This is a genomic window from Borrelia maritima, assembly GCF_008931845.1.
GTDB lineage: Bacteria > Spirochaetota > Spirochaetia > Borreliales > Borreliaceae > Borreliella > Borreliella maritima.
Window position 1 is genome coordinate 775,419 of record NZ_CP044535.1, and the last position, 17,114, is coordinate 792,532.

The window sequence follows — 17,114 nt, forward strand, 5'->3', positions numbered from 1 at the left end:
TAAAGTTATTTTATGAAGTTTTTATTTGACATTTCTCTTCCAATTATGATTTTAGCTCCAATGGAGGATGTTACTGATTCTGTTTTTAGAAATTTAATCCATTTAATAGGAGCTGGAGAAGGAGAGCCCCATATTTATTTTACTGAATTTATTTCTACAAAGGGAATTTTAAATGGATTAAAACAATCTATTCAGCATGTTTTTTTAAAGCCTAATGAGCTTAAGAGACCTTTAATTGCTCAAATTTGGGGCAATGTTCCTGAAGAATTTTATAGGGCAATAGAAATATTAGGAGGCATGGGGTTTTGGGGAGTCGATATTAATATGGGTTGCCCTAAAAGCAAAATAGTTAAAAAGGGTGTTTGTTCAGCTTTAATTAATAATAAATCTTTGGCTAAAGAAATAATTCTAGCAAGCAAAGAAGCTTGCGCAAGATTTAATTTGCCTCTTAGTGTTAAAACCAGGCATGGATTTTCATATCCAGAAGTTGATGATTGGCTAGGGTTTTTATTGGGTTTTGGAATCGATATGTTAACGGTTTATCCAAGGCTTGCTATTAATCAGAGCAAAGGTCCTGTTAATTTTGATATTTTTTATGAACTTATTAAATTGCGAAATGATCTTAGTCCTTCTACGCTTATTATTGGCAATGGGGATGTTTTAAGCCTCAAGGATGCTAAATATTATGTTGATAAATATTTGATTGATGGGATTATGTTTGGGCGTGGAATTTTTAAGAATTTAAATTTATTTAAATTATCTTCAAAACGCTTTTTGGATAGTAATTTAAATTTTAGGTTAAATATATTAAAATTCCATATAAAGGATTTTTATGCTACTTGGGGACTTGGAAAAGATTTTAATAAACTTAAAAAATATTTTAAGATATATTTTACTGAGAATGAAAAGCAGAGTAAATATTTCTCAAATCTTATGAATTCAAAAACTTATGAAGAGCTTTTTGAAAATTTAAATGTTATTGATATGGTAGGAGATTTTAAAAACAATGAATTGTAGACCTCTTGAAAAATATGATCCCAAGGCATTTGAGGATGAAATTTACAATAAATGGCTTGAAAATAATGTTTTTTTACCAAATGATTCTTTATTTGAAAAATTTAGTATGGTTGCGCCTCCCCCTAATGTTACTGGCGTGTTGCACATGGGGCATGCTCTTAATTTTGTTTTGCAAGATGTTCTTGTAAGGTATAAGAGAATGAAAAAACACAACACTTTATGGCTTTTTGGTACAGATCATGCAGGAATAGCAACACAGGCTGTTTTTGAAAGACATCTTAAAAGTATTGGTAAAAGTAAAGATGATTTTGAAAGAGAAGAACTTGTTCGAGAAATTTTTAAATTAAAAGACAAGCATAGAAGCATAATTGTTAATCAGATAAAAAAACTCGGGGCATCTTATGATCACTCAAGAGAAAAGTTTACCCTTGATGATAACCTTTGCAAGGCCGTTAACAAGGTTTTTAAGGATTTGTATTCTAAAGGATTGATTTACAGGGGTGAATACCTTGTTAATCTTGATCCTGGATCTGGGAGTGTTGTTAGCGATGAAGAGATTGAATATAAAGAAGTTGATGGCAAGCTTTATTTTGTTAAGTACTTCATTAATGATTCTTCTTTTGTTGAGGTTGCAACAACTAGGCCTGAGACGATGTTTGGAGATACTGCAATTGCTGTTAATCCCAATGATGAGAGATATAAGTCTTTAATTGGTAAAGAAGTCACAATTCCCTTGACAACTAAAAAGATAAAAATTATTGCAGATTTTTATGTTGACAGCACTTTCGGTACTGGGGCTTTAAAAGTTACTCCTGCGCATGATCCTAATGATTTTGAAATTTCAAAAAGACATAATATTCCCAAAGTAAATATTTTAACTCCAGATGGAAAACTTAATAAAAATGTTCCTTTACAATATCAAGGATTAAGCGTGAAGGACGCAAGATTTAAAATAGAGTTAGAATTAATGGAAAAGGGCTTTTTACAAGGTGTTAAAAAACATCAGCAGCAAGTTGGGCATTGTTATCGATCAGGCGAGGTTATTGAGCCTTATTTGTCTACTCAGTGGTTTGTGAAAATGAAGCCTTTGGCAGACAAAGCTTTAAAGGCCTTAGAGGATGGCGAATTAAAGTTTCATCCTAAAAAATGGGAAAATACATATAGGTATTGGTTATCAAATATTAGAGATTGGTGTATATCAAGACAGCTTGTTTGGGGACATAGAATACCTGCTTGGTATAATATTGATACGTCCGAAATTATTGTTAGTGATACTGACCCTTCTTTAGATGAAAAGAATGTGGGCAAGAGGTTTGTTCAAGACCAAGATGTTCTTGACACTTGGTTTTCTTCTTGGCTATGGCCTTTTTCTTCTCTTGGATGGCCCAATGTTACTGTTGATTTTAAAAATTATTATCCAACGAATACTTTAATAACAGCTTATGATATAATATTTTTTTGGGTTGCAAGAATGGTTATGGCAGGGTTAGAATTTACAGGACAAATTCCTTTTAAAGATGTTTATATTACACCTCTTTTGCGTGACAAACAAGGCAAAAAAATGTCAAAGTCTTTGGGAAATGGAATAGATCCTATTGATATTATTCGTGAGTATGGAAGCGATTCTTTGCGGTTTACTTTGTCCTTTTTATCTGTTCAAGGCCAAGATTTAAATATTGATGCTAAAGATTTTATGCTTGGAGCTAAGTTTGCAAACAAAGTTTTTAATGCTTCTAAATTTATTCTTTTAAATTTAAAAAATAGAGAAATATTAAATGATTTGAAATTTAACGACATTGACAAATGGTTGCTTACAAGCTTAAATTCAACTATTCTTGGTGTAGAGTCTTCTTTTGCAAACTATAAGTACAATGAAGCTTCAAAATCTGTTTATGAGTTTTTTTGGAATGATTTTTGTGATTGGTATATTGAAATTAGCAAAATTGATTTAAATAGTGAAAATGTTAATATTCAAAATATGACTATTTCTAAGTTGCTATTTTTTCTTAAAAAAGCATTGTTAATTTTGCACCCGTTTATTCCTTTTATTACAGAAAAAATTTTTTCTGAATTTTCAGAAAAAGAAGATGTTTTAGCTTTAAATGAATATCCAAGTTTTGATATTGCTAATAATTTTCAAGAAGAATTTGAAAGCTTTAAAGTATTTAAAACTTTTGTTGTAGCTATTAGAACACTTAAGAGTGAGTTTAATATACCTTCTAACATTGAGATTGATATTGCTTTGAAGTTTGATGCTGACTTTAAATATGAGGGATACTTTAAGGCTAATGAAAACATCGCAAAAAAAATGATTAATTTTAAAAATGTATTTTACAATGAAAATTATGATGGCATGCTTGGTGTAGCTGCAGTTGGTTTTGGAATTTATGCAGATGTTAAGTCATTGATAGATAAAAATAAGGAATTAATAAGGCTTGAAAAGCAGCTTGAAAAGTACAAAATGCTTAAGATTTCTGTTTCAAAGAAACTTGAAAATGAGAATTTTTTGATGAATGCTCCTAAGGAAATAATTGAATCTGAAAAATTAAAATTTACAGAATTTTCTTCTTTAATCAATAAGATAAATACTTATATTATTGATTTAAAAAATCTGTAAAAAAATAAAAAATTATTGTTTAATTAAACTTTTTATGGTTGGTTTTTAGCAAAATGCTATTTCTAGCATTTTGAATTCTTAATTGTTATGTACTGCTTGAGGGAGCAAGAAGTTTGGATTTTGTAGTTTCATGAAACTGTTTATTATTGTTGGTAAATCTTCTTTTTTGATGTAAATTGATGGAAAAGTTTTTCTTTGATCAAAGATAAAATCAAAATCAAGAATTAAATAAACTTGATTGTTTTTGCGAGTTGCGCTTAGTTTTAATTCAAAATCGTCATCGTCTTTGTATCGTTTATAGGGATTTTCTTTAATCATTTTTGTACCCAATAATATTATTTCATTTTCTTTAATGTTTTTTGGTTTTTCATTAAATAGACTTAGGCTTTTGATTATATTACTAGTATTTAAAAGATTGAAAAAGCTGAAATTTCTTCTATATCCATTTTCTTTTAGGATAAGTTTAACTTCTGAATCGTGATCTTTAATATATGGTCCGTTGTGTTCAATTTCAATAATTCCCTCAAGGCTTGCATTGTTTAGAACCTCAGAATATTTTTCTTTTTTTATTAGTATATCTTGTATAAAGAATAAATCTTTGATTATGTCTTTTGCAAAAATATAATTATTAGATATTAAAAAGATTAATGCTGTAGCAAATATTTTTCTTTTCATTTAAATTCTCCTTTTTTCTATTGGATTAGTATATCATACTTGTTTAAATTCTTTTTTGAATTTCTTATATAAAAGTAAATTTTTAATTTTTTTGAGCTTTAATCATATGTCTTTTATTCCCAAATCCTTTTTTTATGTGAATGTGTTTAAAATTAGCAAGCTTTAAGCCGTCTTTTACAATTCTTGCAGAGGAAAATGTTGAAAGCTTGCAATCTGCGCTGCTTTTCTCAGAAATTAAATTAAATATTGCTTTACTCCACATTTCGGGATTTTTTTTAGGATTAAATCCATCTAGAAACCAGTATTCTACGTTTTTTGGAATTTCTTTAATTTTTATTTTAACGTTACCAATTAAAATTTTTAAATTTACATTTTCTGTTATTTTTAGTTTTAGATTTTTTTTTGGAGTTTTAGGGTAATTTTTTAACATTAATTTGAAATAAGCGGTTTCCTTAGTGAAGAATTTGGAAATTTGCATTATTGTTTGTTTTTTGAGTGGAAATTTTTCTATAGAATAATAATTAATCTTTGAGGTTATATTGTTTTCTTTTATGAATTTTAAAAGGCATATAAAGTTTAATCCTGTTCCAAATCCCAATTCTGCTATTAAAAGATTTTCTTTTGTTTTTAATTCTAAATCTAGATTGCAGCCTTTAATAAATGTATAAAAACTCTCTTCAATTCCATACTTTGGATTGTAATAGATGTCATCAAATTTGCTTGAATATATGGTGCTTTCTTTAAAAATTAGACTTTTCATTTAATTTAATTTTTTCAAGCTTACAGCATTTTGTAAGCTTGAAATTTTTAATTTGATTGATCAGAATAATAAGTTTTTATAATAAACTTGTAATTTTTATTTAATTTTGCAAATTTTAATAAAAAATTTTGATTTATAAATATTTGTAGACTCTAGTAGTTTTTCTTTTAGGAATACAAAATTTTTTACCATTTTTACTTTCCCTTTAGGCCAAGTTTCTTTTTTTTGTTCATTTTAAAACTAAAACCTTATTTTCAATAATCTTTATAAAAAATATTTTATAAAGATTAAAGCTAAGTTTAGCTACTTAGCTTTTTACTCTTCTATTATTGCAACTATTTCTTTTGCTTTTAGTATTAAATGTTCTTTATTTTCAATTTTTACAGCAGCTCCCGCATATTTTTCATAAAGCACCGTGTCGCCAACTTTTACATTGATTTCTTCTTTGTTAGAGCCAATCGCTATAACTGTTCCAATATTTGTTTTTTCTTTGGCATTTTCTGGTATATAAAGTCCTGAAATTGTTTTACTCTCAGCTTCTTTGATTTTTATTAAAACTCTATCAGCTAAAGGCTTAATATTTTTCATTTCAAACATCTCCTTATCTTAATAATATTAAATATACGAAAAAATTTAGAGTTGAGTCAATATATTTATATAGTGCTTGAAAATTAAATTAATTTTCAAGATAATTTGGTATTAGAATATTAATTTTAGGCAGGGCAATGATTTGATAACTGTAAGTAATTTGGAAGTTGCATTTGGAGAGAGAGTTTTATTCAAAGATGTAAATATTAAATTTTCTTCTGGCAATTGTTATGGAATAATTGGTGCTAATGGAGCAGGAAAAAGCACTTTTTTAAAAGTATTAGGAGGGATGGTTGAATCTACTAAGGGTGAAATATTTATTCCTAAAAATCAAAGAATAGCAGCTCTCGAGCAAGATCAATTTGCATATGATGCATATAAAGTTATTGATACTGTTGTTATGGGGCACAAAAGGCTTTATTCTATTCAAAAAGAAAAGGATGAAATTTATAATAAACCTGATTTTAGTGATGAGGATGGGATTAGAGCTGGGGAGCTAGAAGCAGAATTCTCAGAGCTTGGAGGATACGAAGCTGAATCTGCTGCAGCAGTTCTTCTTAAGGGTCTTGGAATAGATGAGTCAATTCATAATAATTTAATGGGTGATATTGAAGGATCTTTAAAGGTTAGAATTCTTTTAGCACAGGCTCTTTTTGGTGAGCCTGATATATTGCTTCTTGATGAGCCCACCAATAACCTTGATCTACAATCTATTAAATGGTTAGAAGAGTTTTTAATTAATTTTGAAAATACAGTTATTGTTGTATCTCACGACAGACATTTTTTAAATCAAGTTTGTACCCATATTGTTGACATTGATTATGGAAAGATTCAAGTGTATCTTGGAAATTATGATTTTTGGTATGAAACAAGTCAAATTTTAAACAAGCAGTTAAAAGATGCTAAAAAGCGATCTGAAGATAAAATTGCTGAACTTAAGACCTTTATTCAAAGATTTTCTAGTAATGCATCTAAGTCAAGGCAAGCAACATCAAGGAAAAAGTTGATCGAAAAAATAAAGGTTGAAGATTTAAAGCCTTCTTCAAGGAAATTTCCTTATGTTAATTTCAAAATTGAAAGAGAGCTTGGTAAAAATGTTCTTACAATTAAAAATTTGATAAAAGAATTTGAAGGGAATTTAATTTTAAATAAATTTAGCAGTATTATTGAACCCCAACAAAAGATTGTTTTTTTGGGAAATCCCATGTTTGCGACTTTCTTGTTTGATATTATTACAAATGAAGATAGGAATTATAAAGGTCATTATGAATGGGGATCTACTGTTAATTTTTCATATTTTAATAAGGATAATGGGAAATATTTCGATTTAGATTTGAATTTAGTTGATTGGTTGCGTCAGTATTCAAAAGAACAAGATGAGACTTATATTAGGGGGTTTTTAGGTCGAATGCTTTTTAGTCAAGATGAAGCTTTAAAGAAGGTAAATGTTCTCTCAGGGGGAGAAAAAGTAAGGTGCATGCTTGCTAAGGCTATGCTTAGCGGAGCAAATGTTTTGATACTGGATCAGCCTACAAACCACTTAGATCTTGAAGCAATTACATCTTTAAATACTGGACTTAAAGAGTTTAAAGGAGTCGTTCTTTTTACATCGCATGATCATCAATTTATAGATACTGTTGCCAATAGAATTATTGAGTTTACTCCCAATGGAATAATTGACCGATATATGACTTTTTCTGAGTATGTTAATGATACTAAGGTTAGAGATCTTAGAAATAATCTTTATGGGGATAATACTGGCTTTAGACTTTAGTAGCAGTTTTTAAACCCCAAAGGTTTTTTATTTTGAGAATTATACTTTTTATATTTTTGTTTTCAGCTTCTTTTTTAAGGCTTTATTCTAGTATCAATTTATATTTTCAAAAAGCATTAACTGGCAAAGCTTCAGGCAATCCAATTATTGATGAAAAACGTGATACTGTTACAGTTTTAACAAAAGATAGATGGTTGACTACTTATACAATGGCATTTGAGAAAAAATATTCTTATAGATTAAATAGAATGCCTTATCCTTTTCTTTTGAAAGATTTTGATAATGGGTATTATGTTATTACAGTTAGGAATGAAGTTCAAAAGATTAAAAGAGGAAAGCTTGTTTGGAGACATAAGCTTGATTTTTCACCTTTAGTTGCTCCTGCTATGGGGAATGCTAGCGTTTTAATTCCTCTTGCGAATGGAGGGATTGTTTCTGTCGATTTAAATACTGGTAAAAAAGTTATTGAGGTCAACATAGGTGGAAGACCCGCTACTTCTCCTGTAGTTTTTGATAATGGTGATTTTTGTATTGCAAGTGAAAATGATGAAATATTTTTGTTTGATTCTTTGGGCAATAAGAAATGGTTTTCTAGGCTAGTTGCTTTTCCCTTTTTGTTAATGATAAATACAAAAAAAGAGGTAGTTGTTGGGCATAAATCGGGGCATATTATTGCTTATGGGAGAGATTTTGGGGAAATTCTTAGTTCTGTTAAGTTAGACTTTCCTATTAATTTTTTGTTTGAAAAGTTTAATGGTGAATATGTCGCAATTTCAAGTGTTGGTATGTTTTTTGATTTGAATAGAAACTTCAAGCTTAAATTCAAAAAAAAAATGAACTTTGAGATTGATAAGGCTGTTCTTTATAATAATAGGAATCTTTTAGTTTCAACCAAATCAAATGGAATTGTATCTTTTAAAGAAAATTTTGATATATCATTTGCAGATGTTAAAGTTAAGAATTTGTCAGGGCTTAGCGCTAATTCAGGCATTATTGTCTTGGGTGGGGGGGATTGGGTTCTTAGTACTTATTATTATGAATACGACAAAGAGCTTGATGTTAGTGTGTGGAACCATTTTAGAGGCAATAAATACAATCAAGGCAGAATAGATTTAAAAGAAAGGCGTTTTGTGGATTACGATAAGAATTATTCGCTTCTTGACGAGATTCTTAATTCTAGTTATAGTGATGCTGCTTACGATAAATTTTTAGGTATTTTAGATTTTCTTGTAACTGAACATGGAAATTTTCCCAAAAAATATTTAAATTTATATAAAAAAGCTTTTAATGTTTGGCTTTTGCCTGAAAAGGGACTTGATAGAATTGTTGCAAGAGGCAAGCTTTATAGATATTTTGTATATATTAATGATGAATCTTCAATTAAGAGCTTTATTGATTTGGCAATTAGAGAGAGAGATATTAATAATATAATTACTATAGTGCAAACTATTACCAAGTTTGAAAGTTATTATGGACAAGATTGTATTATATATAATTACATCCAAAACATAGTGTTAAATTATCAAGGCAATTTAGAAATAGCTTATTCTGTGATTTTAAATTTGAGAAATATCATTTTAAATTCAACAGAAAAAATTCTTAAACTCTGTAAGAATAAGTATATAAGTTTGTTAATGTTTATGAGACGGCAGAATTTTTCTGAAAATATTAACAAGCACATTAACGAGATTATTTCAAGCATTCAAGATTAAATTAGCTGTTTTGCATATAAATCTGATTATGTTAAAATTAGGTTTAAATTAGTGAATTTAGTTGGTAAGGTAGATTATAATTAAATTTATAGGAGAATTTCTTTTATGAAAAAAATGTTACTAATCTTTAGTTTTTTTCTTGTTTTTTTAAATGGATTCCCTCTTAATGCAAGGGAAGTTGATAGGGAAAAATTAAAGGACTTTGTTAATATGGATCTTGAGTTTGTAAATTATAAAGGCCCTTATGATTTTTCAAATACATATGAACAAATAGTGGGTATTGGAGAGTTTTTAGCAAGGCCGTTAATCAATTCCAATAGCAACTCAAGTTATTATGGCAAATATTTTATTAATAGATTTATTGATGATAAAGATAAAAAGGCAAGTGTTGATGTTTTTTCTATTAGTAGCAAGTCACAGCTTGACAGTATATATAATCTGAGAAAAATTCTTGTTGGATATTTAATAAAGTCTTTCGATTATGATAGGTCTAGTGCAGAATTAATTTCTAAGGTTATTACAATATATAATGCTGTTTATAGAGGGGATTTAGATTATTATAAAGGGTTTTATATTGAGCCTGCTTTAAAATCTTTAACCAAAGAAAATGCAGGTCTTTCTAGAGTGTTTAGTCAATGGGCTGGTAAGACTCAAATATTTATCCCTCTTAAAAAGAATATTTTATCTGGAAATATTGAGTCTGACATTGATATTGATAGTTTGGTTACAGACAAGGTGGTGAAAGCTCTTTTAAGCGAGAATGAAGCGGGTGTTAACTTTGCAAGAGACATTACAGACATTCAGGGGGAAACTCATAAAGCAGATCAAGATAAAATTGATGTTGAGCTAGACAATGTTCATGAAAGTGATTCCAATATAACAGAAACTATTGAAAATTTAAGGGATCAGCTTGAAAAAGCTACAGATGAAGAGCATAGAAAAGAAATTGAAAGCCAAGTTGATGCTAAAAAGAAACAAAAAAAAGAACTAGATGAAAAGTCGGTTAATCTTGAGAAATCTCAACAAAAATTAGATTCTGCTGAAGATAATTTAGATATTCAAAGAGATACTGTTAGAGAAAAGATTCAAGAGGATATTAACGAGATTAATAAGGAAAAGAATTTACCAAAACCAGGTGATGTAAGTTCTCCTAAAGTTGATAAAAAGCTACAGATAAAAGAGAGTATAGAAGATTTGCAGGATCAGCTTAAGGAAACTGGTGATGAAAATAAAAAAATAGAAATTGAAAAGCAAATTGAAATCAAAAAAAGTGAAGAAGAGCTTTTAAAAAGTAAAGATCATAAAGGATTAGATCCTAGTAGAGAATTAAATTCTAAATCTTCTAGTAAAGAGAAAATTAAAGAAAAACAAGAAGAATTAATTAAAAGTAAATCACAGGCAAGTTTAGATGATTTAAATAATGGCGAAAAACCTATGATGTTGGAAGATCAAAAATTACCTGAGGATAAAAAATCAGATGGTAAAAAGAATTTAAATCCTGTTTCTGAGGTTGAAAAAGTAGGCAAAGTTTCTAAGTCTAACAACAATAGGGTTAGTGAATCATCTTCTGTAGATACACCTTCTTATGACGAGATTGATTCAAAAGTAGATTTAGATAACAAAGATGGTAATTTGCAAAAAATCGAGCCTGAAGTTAAAAGCCAACCCACTCCTTCAAATAAGGATTTAGCTATTATGTCTATAGATTCCAGTAGACCTGTATTTTTAGAGGTTATTGATCCGATTACAAATTTAGGGGCACTTCAACTTATTGATTTAAATACTGGTGTTAGAATTAAGGAAAGCACTCAGCAAGGTATTCAGCGGTACGGAATTTATGAACGTGAGAAAGATTTGGTTGTTATTAAAGTGGATTCAGGTAAAGCTAAGCTTCAGATACTTAATAAACTCGAGAATTTAAAAGTGATGTCAGAGTCTAATTTTGAGATTAATAAAAATTCATCTCTTTATGTTGATTCTAAAATGATTTTAGTATCTGTTAAGGACGATAGTAGTAATACTTGGAGATTAGCTAAATTTTCTCCTAAAAATTTAGATGAGTTTATTCTTTCAGAAAATAACATTTTGCCTTTTACTAGTTTTTCTGTGAGGAAGAATTTTATTTATTTGCAGGATGAGTTTAAAAGTTTGGTTATTTTAGATTCAAGCACTTTAAAGAAAGTTAAATAATTATTAAGTTTAATTAAGTTTGAAATTTGTATAAGTTATTAAAAGCTAAAAACTTTGTTTTTAGCTTTTAAAGTTTTTAAATACCTTTTCGGGATGGTGGGATTCGAACTCACGATCCCCTGCTCCCAAAGCAGGTGCCTTAGCCACTAGGCCACATCCCGAATGAAGCGCACCAATTAGGACTCGAACCTAAAACCTACAGATTAGAAGTCTGTTGCTCTATCCAATTGAGCTATTAGTGCATTTTAAACGCTAATGATGAGTATATCATTTTGAAAAATCCTTGTCAACAAATTCTAGATACCTTTACTTTGGATATTTTTTTTTGCGTTTATAATGTTTTATAATTTTTTTATGATTAATCTTGATTTGATTGTTGATGAAACTTTGCTTAGATATCCGGATGTTAAACCTTTTTTAAATTATAAAAATAATTATGAACTTTTAATAATGGCAATTTTAAGTGCAAGAACAACAGATAATTTGGTTAATAAAATTTCTCCCCACCTTTTTGAAAAGTATGATAATTTTGAAAGTTTAGCAAAAGCAAATGTGAGAGATGTTGAAAAATTAATTTATAAGGCAGGTTTTTATTCAAGGAAATCTAAAAATATAGTAAATTGTTCTATTGATATTTTGGAAAAATTTAATGGCGTTATTCCAAATAATATTTTTGATCTTGTTAAGCTACCTGGAGTAGGTCGAAAAACGGCAAATGTTATTCTTGGATCTGTTTACAATAAGCCCGCAATTATTGTAGATACTCATTTTAGTAGAGTTGTTAAAAGGCATGCTCTTTCTTTGGAAAATTCTCCTGTTAAGATTGAACTGGATTTAAAAAGAAGAATAGAATCCTGTAAGCAGTATAGATTTTCCATGGCTATCAATAAGCACGGAAGAGAAATTTGTACTTCTAGAAATGCAAGTTGTGTCAATTGTTTTTTAGAAAAATTTTCTCCAAGGGTTTGTTAATTTTTTAGTTAAGATGATATTAAATGTTTCATTTTTTTTCTTAACTGTAAATTTATTATTGATAGTATTATGTTTATGCCTATTAATATGAGTAGAGGATTGATCCATATCCACAAATATTTATTACCCATTTGCATATAGTTGAGCAGTTCCCCAAGACTAGGATATAGATTTTTGTCTTGTTTTTGTAAAAAGCTTACTACTTCAAAAGTAGTAAGACTTCTTCCCATTTGTAATGGGATTATGGATGATATTGATGAGAATACTTCTGGAAAAATGTGGTGTAATATTATTCTAATTTTGCCTGCTCCCATAGCTTCGCTAGCTTTAATATAATCCAAATTTTTTATTATCAATGTATTATTTCTTGCAATAAAGGCAAACCTAATCCATCCATGAATCAATGCCAATAGTGTTGCCGTTTGAAGCATATTGTATGTTTTTTGTTTTAAAAAGTAATAAAAAACCAGAGACACAATATAAAAAAAAGGCAATGCTTGCAATGTTTCGATTGGTTTTGAAATTAGCATGCAAATTTCAAAACTAAACATGCCAATTATTGTTCCAATGAAGATTCCAATTATTGCAGAAATTGTTGCGTAACTTAGTGAAAGCAGAATAGAATTTCTGGTTGCAATTATTAGTCTTGCCATAATATCTCTACCCATTTTGTCGATCCCCAATGGATTGTCTTTTGTGGGTGGCATAGGCATGTTTTTGGCAGATTTTAAATAAACTTTATTTGGGTCTTTTTTGTAGATTGCAATTTTTGAATTTTCATTAACCAGTGTTGGAGCAATAATTAGCAATACAATAAATATACCGAAGAGTACGATATAAATTTTTTTTCTTGCTTTATATGGCGCTTTCATTAGTTTAGAGTGTCCTTATATGGGTTAATTTTGTAAATTAATATATCTGTTATTATATTTGGAATAAGCATAATGAAAACACCAATAAAAATTAAGTCTTTAGAAATAGCATAATCATTGAATTTTAAAGCATTTAAATATAAAGCTCCAATTCCATCGATTTCAAATGTTGATTCAATCATTGATGCTCCAAAAAAAGCAGTTGTGAGAATAGGTCTCATGTTTGTAAGTAATGGTGTTAGTGACGGGATTAATGCATGCTTTAAAATTATTTGTAATTTATTTATACCTCTTGATTTTGCAGCTTTTATGTAAAATTCCGATAAAGTTTTATCAAGAGATTGTTTAAAAATTACAGAATTGAAGATGAAGAATGAAAAAAACCATGCAAATCCACCTATTATTAAATTTTTTGGATTTAAATTAAGGTAATATATTAAAGACAATATTAAAAATACCGTTAAGTTTCTTGGCATAGAGTGTAGCAATAACATTAAATATTCTAGAAAATTATTTATTAGGTTATTTTTTATATAAATTTTCCAAATTATAATAAGTACTATTGCTGCAATATAAGAGAGTAGGGCTCCCGGAATTGAGATTTTTAAAGTATTGAATAATTTACTAAAAATTATTTTAGTGGTTGGCTTTCCTTTGCTCAGCAGAGAATACCGATGATCGCCCCAGAGTATTCCTTCATTTTTTGTTTTGTATATTATATATGAATTGCCAGCTATATGCTTTAAAAAGAAATTTTTTCCTAATTTTGATTTGGGATTGAAGTCATGCATCAAGGAGTATTTTTCTATACTTTTGCATATTCCAATGTATTGCAGGTATTTTTTTAGAATATTTGTTTTAACAAAAGGGGTATATTGGTGCTCATTTGAAAAAAAATTTACTAAGGATACGCAAAAAAATGATGCACAGATTAAATTAATTAATAAATATATTATATTTTTAAAGATAAATATTTTCAATAAAGACTAATCCTTAGCTTTGTTGGAAATAAGTTTATTGCTTTTTATATTTTTTTTGGTTTGAATAATGCAACTTGATAAAAAGTAATAAATTAAACCTATTGCTATTGATATAAAATAAAAATTTTGATTCTTTGAAAGGGGATTTTTTAGGGCTAATATTTTCCCTTGGTTATATTGGTCTTTATTGTTATTGATTTTTATTACTGTTGACTTTTTGGGATAATAGCCCAATTTGCTAGCTTCTTTTAGAATTTCAGATTTAGATACTTGCAAATTAATATATCTTACTTTTAATTCTTTTTGAGTTTCTTTTAGTTTTTCGATGTGATTTTTTATTAATATTAAGTTGTTGTCTAATTTTTGATAATTAACAAATCCTCTCTCTCCAAATATGGGAGCTATTATAAAGTAGCTTAGTATTCCTGAGTAAAAAGACATTGCAATTTTCTTATAAATAGTCATATAGCTTGTAATTATATTCTTAATATACTATATTTACAAGTAGTTAAAGTTAGTTTAGATTGTAGTTCTATTGAGTGTTTTGGAGAGCAAGTTTCGCATGAAGAAAGGTATTTTTTTTATCAAAGAAGGTCCTAAGCAAGTTGATTTTGATATGGAAAAAGTATTTTTAAGAAATGAGTCTGTTGAAATTGTTTCTACAGCATCAGATAATCTTAAAATTTTTTTAGATGAAAAACTTTTAAAATTAGATAACATATTAAAGGAAAGACACGGTGAATTGATTAATTGTTTAAAGGATGTTGAGCTTCGTGTTGAGAGAGTTGAAAAAGAAATGCTTGATAATGGATTTAAGCTTGCTCAGAGAGATTTTATTACTTCTGATTCAAAGAATTTTGAAAAAAAGTTATCTGAAGTTGACGATTCATTTTCCAAAAAAGAAGATAATTTGCCCAATATTTCTATTGGTCAAGAAGAATTAGATGCGCTGCTTAAAGGTATTAATTACGTTTCAAAGGAAAGTGAAGAAGTTCGGCATGATGTGGATGTTCAGTTTAATAGAGATAAAGATTTGAATTTGACTAGCAATTTGCACGTGGCCGATAATTTTTCTAATAATTTTCTTAAAAAAGAAGGCATTAATGTTGGCAGTGAGAATGTTTTTTTAGAAAATACAGAGTTAAATAATGATGAAAAATTGGATAGTTTTACAGATAATAAGCAGCATTTAGATTTAATTGGTGAGAATAAAAGTATTGAACATGAGAATAGTGTTGATTCTTCGAATCTTAATAGTTCTTATGAATCTCTTGAGTTAAAAGAATTTGATGACTTTGAAACTATTTTAAAAGATGACTTAGATTCTAAAGTTATTGTGGAATCTTTTCTTAATAATGAAGAGAAAAAAAATTTGAGCGATAATTTAGTGGATGTAAAAGAACAAGACCACAGCAATAGCGCTGCTAATGTTGAAAAGCTCAGTTCTCAAAAAATAACGGAGGATCATTCTTTTTCCAGTTTTAATTTTAATGATGTTGAAAGGGTTGTGAACAAATTTGATGCTGACGAATCTTTAAGCAATGTTGTGCTAAATAATGATGAAAAATCCATATTAATAAATTTTATTGATAGGGTAGAAAGTGAGCTTGAATTAAATCCCAATAGAAATATTTTTAAAATGAAGCAAGAATATGAGGTTTTAAAAAAAGTTAAATTTTTACTTACCAAGAGTTAAAGAACTCATTCTTTCAAATTCTATTTTATTTTTCTATACAAATTTTTAAATTTATTTTTTTAATAGTTGGGGTGATTTTTTTATTTGAACCAATATATATTAATCAACCTTTAAAAGGTAACTAATCAGCAAAGCAAGACAACATTTTATCAAAATATAAAATGTTGTCTATTTTTCTATTGGATACCAATTTTTATTATATTTGTGTTTTTTGTTTTTTTAAATATAAGCAATATTAATCTGTATTACTGTGATGCTTATGTAACTCTTCTTGATTATGATTGCTAGAAATATTATCTTTTTCTGTTAATTTTTTTTCTAAGTTAAATACATCAAAAAAAGTCCATTTACTAGTCATGTAGTAATATTCATCTTTATCTTTTTTGATTAATATATCTTTGTCATTTTCTTCATTTTTATTGAAGTAAACTTCAAGATTGTTAACACTTTTGTTGCTCCATTTGACTTCAATTTTGTATTGAAGTCTATAGTCATTTATTTTAGATTTATCAATTTCAAGTCCATCGGCTTTAAATTCAGCAATAATGTTCAAAGGTCTTTCTTTTACCATTTTTTGGTTATTAAAAAAATAAAGACCATCTTTAGTTGTAATCTCATAATTATTATTTATATTATTTTCATTTTCTTTATCCAATTTTTCTATTATTTTGAATGATAAATTTTCTAATTTTGTGTTTTTTTCTTGAAATAATGTAGTGTCTGAAAATGTATTATAAGAATTTCCTTTATATGATAAGAAGATATTTTTTGTTAAGTAAACATTTTCATCATTACCTTTAATATATGCTAATCTTGAATCGCCTTCTCCTGATTTCCCAACAAAAATTTCTGTTAATAGTTTGTTATTGTTGTCAAATAATTTAAAACTTGGCTTTTCTCCAATACCCAGTTCTTTGTGTTTTTTTTGATCTCTGCTTACAAGTTTATTTTTCTGAAGTTCGTCTAATGCTTTGATTAGAGAATTAATTTTTTTGTTGTCAACAGGAATATTTTGTTTGTTATATGTTAGCATCCAATCCTTGTCAAGTTTTGTTAGCGTTCCTTCGAGTTCTGTTTCAATTTTAGAAATTGAATTCAAGTCAAAATCGAAAAATTTTTCTTCCAGAATTCTTGCTACTTTATTTTCATTTGAAAAAATTATTCCCAATAAAAATGTAGATGTTAACACTATTATTATCAATATTTTTATTTTTTCTTTATTAATTGAGAACACTTTTGATTTTGTCATAAACTCTCCTTT

General features: G+C 28.0%; 14 protein-coding genes and 2 tRNA genes. 7 read left to right on the top strand and 9 right to left on the bottom strand.

All coding sequences use genetic code 11. The features are described 5' to 3' along the window. The first annotated feature begins 12 nt into the window (after nucleotides 1-12). Together DB723_RS03710 and valS are read left to right on the top strand one after the other, a co-directional pair. Nucleotides 13-1,017: a tRNA dihydrouridine synthase gene (locus DB723_RS03710; RefSeq protein WP_151552678.1), complete on the top strand. Its 1,005-nt coding sequence runs from the start codon at nucleotides 13-15 to the stop codon at nucleotides 1,015-1,017. After that, a complete protein-coding gene (gene valS / locus DB723_RS03715; protein WP_151552680.1) occupies nucleotides 1,007-3,634 on the top strand; it encodes a valine--tRNA ligase in 2,628 nt (875 codons plus the stop codon). Before DB723_RS03710 ends, valS begins: the two co-directional genes overlap by 11 nt. A gap of 78 nt (nucleotides 3,635-3,712) precedes the next feature. On the opposite strand, the gene DB723_RS03720 is transcribed toward valS, so the two are convergent. The 3 genes from DB723_RS03720 to groES form a co-directional block, all read right to left on the bottom strand. Next, entirely contained in the window at nucleotides 3,713-4,309 is a 597-nt protein-coding gene (locus DB723_RS03720) for a hypothetical protein (RefSeq protein WP_151552682.1), read from the bottom strand. An 82-nt stretch (nucleotides 4,310-4,391) separates the two neighbouring features. After that, nucleotides 4,392-5,069, bottom strand: a complete 678-nt coding sequence (mnmC2, locus tag DB723_RS03725; protein ID WP_151552684.1) for a tRNA (5-methylaminomethyl-2-thiouridine)(34)-methyltransferase MnmC2 — start codon at nucleotides 5,067-5,069, stop codon at nucleotides 4,392-4,394. A 315-nt stretch (nucleotides 5,070-5,384) separates the two neighbouring features. Next, the gene (groES, locus tag DB723_RS03730) at nucleotides 5,385-5,657 is read right to left on the bottom strand and encodes a co-chaperone GroES (RefSeq protein ID WP_014653906.1); all 273 of its coding nucleotides are present in this window, start codon (nucleotides 5,655-5,657) and stop codon (nucleotides 5,385-5,387) included. A gap of 142 nt (nucleotides 5,658-5,799) precedes the next feature. On the opposite strand from groES, the gene DB723_RS03735 reads away from it, so the two are divergent. The 3 genes from DB723_RS03735 to DB723_RS03745 all read left to right on the top strand — a co-directional run bounded on the left by DB723_RS03735 (nucleotide 5,800) and on the right by DB723_RS03745 (nucleotide 11,333). Next, on the top strand, nucleotides 5,800-7,431 hold the full coding sequence (locus tag DB723_RS03735; RefSeq protein WP_151552686.1) for an ABC-F family ATP-binding cassette domain-containing protein: 1,632 nt from the start codon (nucleotides 5,800-5,802) through the stop codon (nucleotides 7,429-7,431). A gap of 32 nt (nucleotides 7,432-7,463) precedes the next feature. Continuing rightward, a complete protein-coding gene (locus DB723_RS03740) occupies nucleotides 7,464-9,143 on the top strand; it encodes a PQQ-binding-like beta-propeller repeat protein (RefSeq protein WP_151552688.1) in 1,680 nt (559 codons plus the stop codon). A gap of 105 nt (nucleotides 9,144-9,248) precedes the next feature. After that, on the top strand, nucleotides 9,249-11,333 hold the full coding sequence (locus DB723_RS03745) for a P83/100 family protein (protein WP_151552690.1): 2,085 nt from the start codon (nucleotides 9,249-9,251) through the stop codon (nucleotides 11,331-11,333). 88 nt (nucleotides 11,334-11,421) lie between these two features. On the opposite strand, the gene DB723_RS03750 is transcribed toward DB723_RS03745, so the two are convergent. Continuing rightward, nucleotides 11,422-11,494, bottom strand: a tRNA-Pro gene (locus tag DB723_RS03750). A 7-nt stretch (nucleotides 11,495-11,501) separates the two neighbouring features. Continuing rightward, nucleotides 11,502-11,575, bottom strand: a tRNA-Arg gene (locus DB723_RS03755). Between the two features lie 94 nt (nucleotides 11,576-11,669). On the opposite strand from DB723_RS03755, the gene DB723_RS03760 reads away from it, so the two are divergent. Next, nucleotides 11,670-12,305 (top strand): endonuclease III domain-containing protein, encoded by a 636-nt coding sequence (locus DB723_RS03760; protein ID WP_151552692.1) that lies wholly within the window; start codon nucleotides 11,670-11,672, stop codon nucleotides 12,303-12,305. Between the two features lie 8 nt (nucleotides 12,306-12,313). On the opposite strand, the gene DB723_RS03765 is transcribed toward DB723_RS03760, so the two are convergent. From DB723_RS03765 to DB723_RS03775, 3 genes are read right to left on the bottom strand one after another with little or no spacing between them, the layout of a single operon-like run. Then, nucleotides 12,314-13,177, bottom strand: coding sequence for an ABC transporter permease subunit (locus tag DB723_RS03765; protein ID WP_151552695.1), 864 nt, complete (start codon nucleotides 13,175-13,177; stop codon nucleotides 12,314-12,316). Beyond that, the gene (locus DB723_RS03770) at nucleotides 13,177-14,157 is read right to left on the bottom strand and encodes an ABC transporter permease subunit (RefSeq protein WP_151552697.1); all 981 of its coding nucleotides are present in this window, start codon (nucleotides 14,155-14,157) and stop codon (nucleotides 13,177-13,179) included. The genes DB723_RS03765 and DB723_RS03770 overlap by 1 nt, the downstream gene beginning before the upstream one ends. Nucleotides 14,158-14,163: 6 nt before the next feature. Next, nucleotides 14,164-14,622, bottom strand: coding sequence for a septum formation initiator family protein (locus DB723_RS03775; RefSeq protein WP_151552699.1), 459 nt, complete (start codon nucleotides 14,620-14,622; stop codon nucleotides 14,164-14,166). 97 nt (nucleotides 14,623-14,719) lie between these two features. On the opposite strand from DB723_RS03775, the gene DB723_RS03780 reads away from it, so the two are divergent. Further along, nucleotides 14,720-15,853, top strand: a complete 1,134-nt coding sequence (locus DB723_RS03780) for a hypothetical protein (RefSeq protein ID WP_151552701.1) — start codon at nucleotides 14,720-14,722, stop codon at nucleotides 15,851-15,853. 235 nt (nucleotides 15,854-16,088) lie between these two features. Here the strand turns inward: DB723_RS03780 and DB723_RS03785 are convergent, their stop codons facing one another. Next, a complete protein-coding gene (locus DB723_RS03785) occupies nucleotides 16,089-17,102 on the bottom strand; it encodes a DUF4340 domain-containing protein (protein ID WP_151552703.1) in 1,014 nt (337 codons plus the stop codon). Nucleotides 17,103-17,114 lie beyond the last annotated feature (12 nt).

Excerpts from the sequence above, each read along its gene's own strand:
- groES (WP_014653906.1), bottom strand. The coding sequence starts at position 5,657 with ATGAAAAATATTAAGCCTTTAGCTGATAGAGTTTTAATAAAAATCAAA.
- DB723_RS03720 (WP_151552682.1), bottom strand. The coding sequence starts at position 4,309 with ATGAAAAGAAAAATATTTGCTACAGCATTAATCTTTTTAATATCTAAT.
- DB723_RS03745 (WP_151552690.1), top strand. The coding sequence starts at position 9,249 with ATGAAAAAAATGTTACTAATCTTTAGTTTTTTTCTTGTTTTTTTAAAT.
- DB723_RS03710 (WP_151552678.1), top strand. The coding sequence starts at position 13 with ATGAAGTTTTTATTTGACATTTCTCTTCCAATTATGATTTTAGCTCCA.
- valS (WP_151552680.1), top strand. The coding sequence starts at position 1,007 with ATGAATTGTAGACCTCTTGAAAAATATGATCCCAAGGCATTTGAGGAT.
- DB723_RS03765 (WP_151552695.1), bottom strand. The coding sequence starts at position 13,177 with ATGAAAGCGCCATATAAAGCAAGAAAAAAAATTTATATCGTACTCTTC.
- mnmC2 (WP_151552684.1), bottom strand. The coding sequence starts at position 5,069 with ATGAAAAGTCTAATTTTTAAAGAAAGCACCATATATTCAAGCAAATTT.
- DB723_RS03780 (WP_151552701.1), top strand. The coding sequence starts at position 14,720 with ATGAAGAAAGGTATTTTTTTTATCAAAGAAGGTCCTAAGCAAGTTGAT.
- DB723_RS03760 (WP_151552692.1), top strand. The coding sequence starts at position 11,670 with ATGTTTTATAATTTTTTTATGATTAATCTTGATTTGATTGTTGATGAA.
- DB723_RS03775 (WP_151552699.1), bottom strand. The coding sequence starts at position 14,622 with ATGACTATTTATAAGAAAATTGCAATGTCTTTTTACTCAGGAATACTA.
- DB723_RS03785 (WP_151552703.1), bottom strand. The coding sequence starts at position 17,102 with ATGACAAAATCAAAAGTGTTCTCAATTAATAAAGAAAAAATAAAAATA.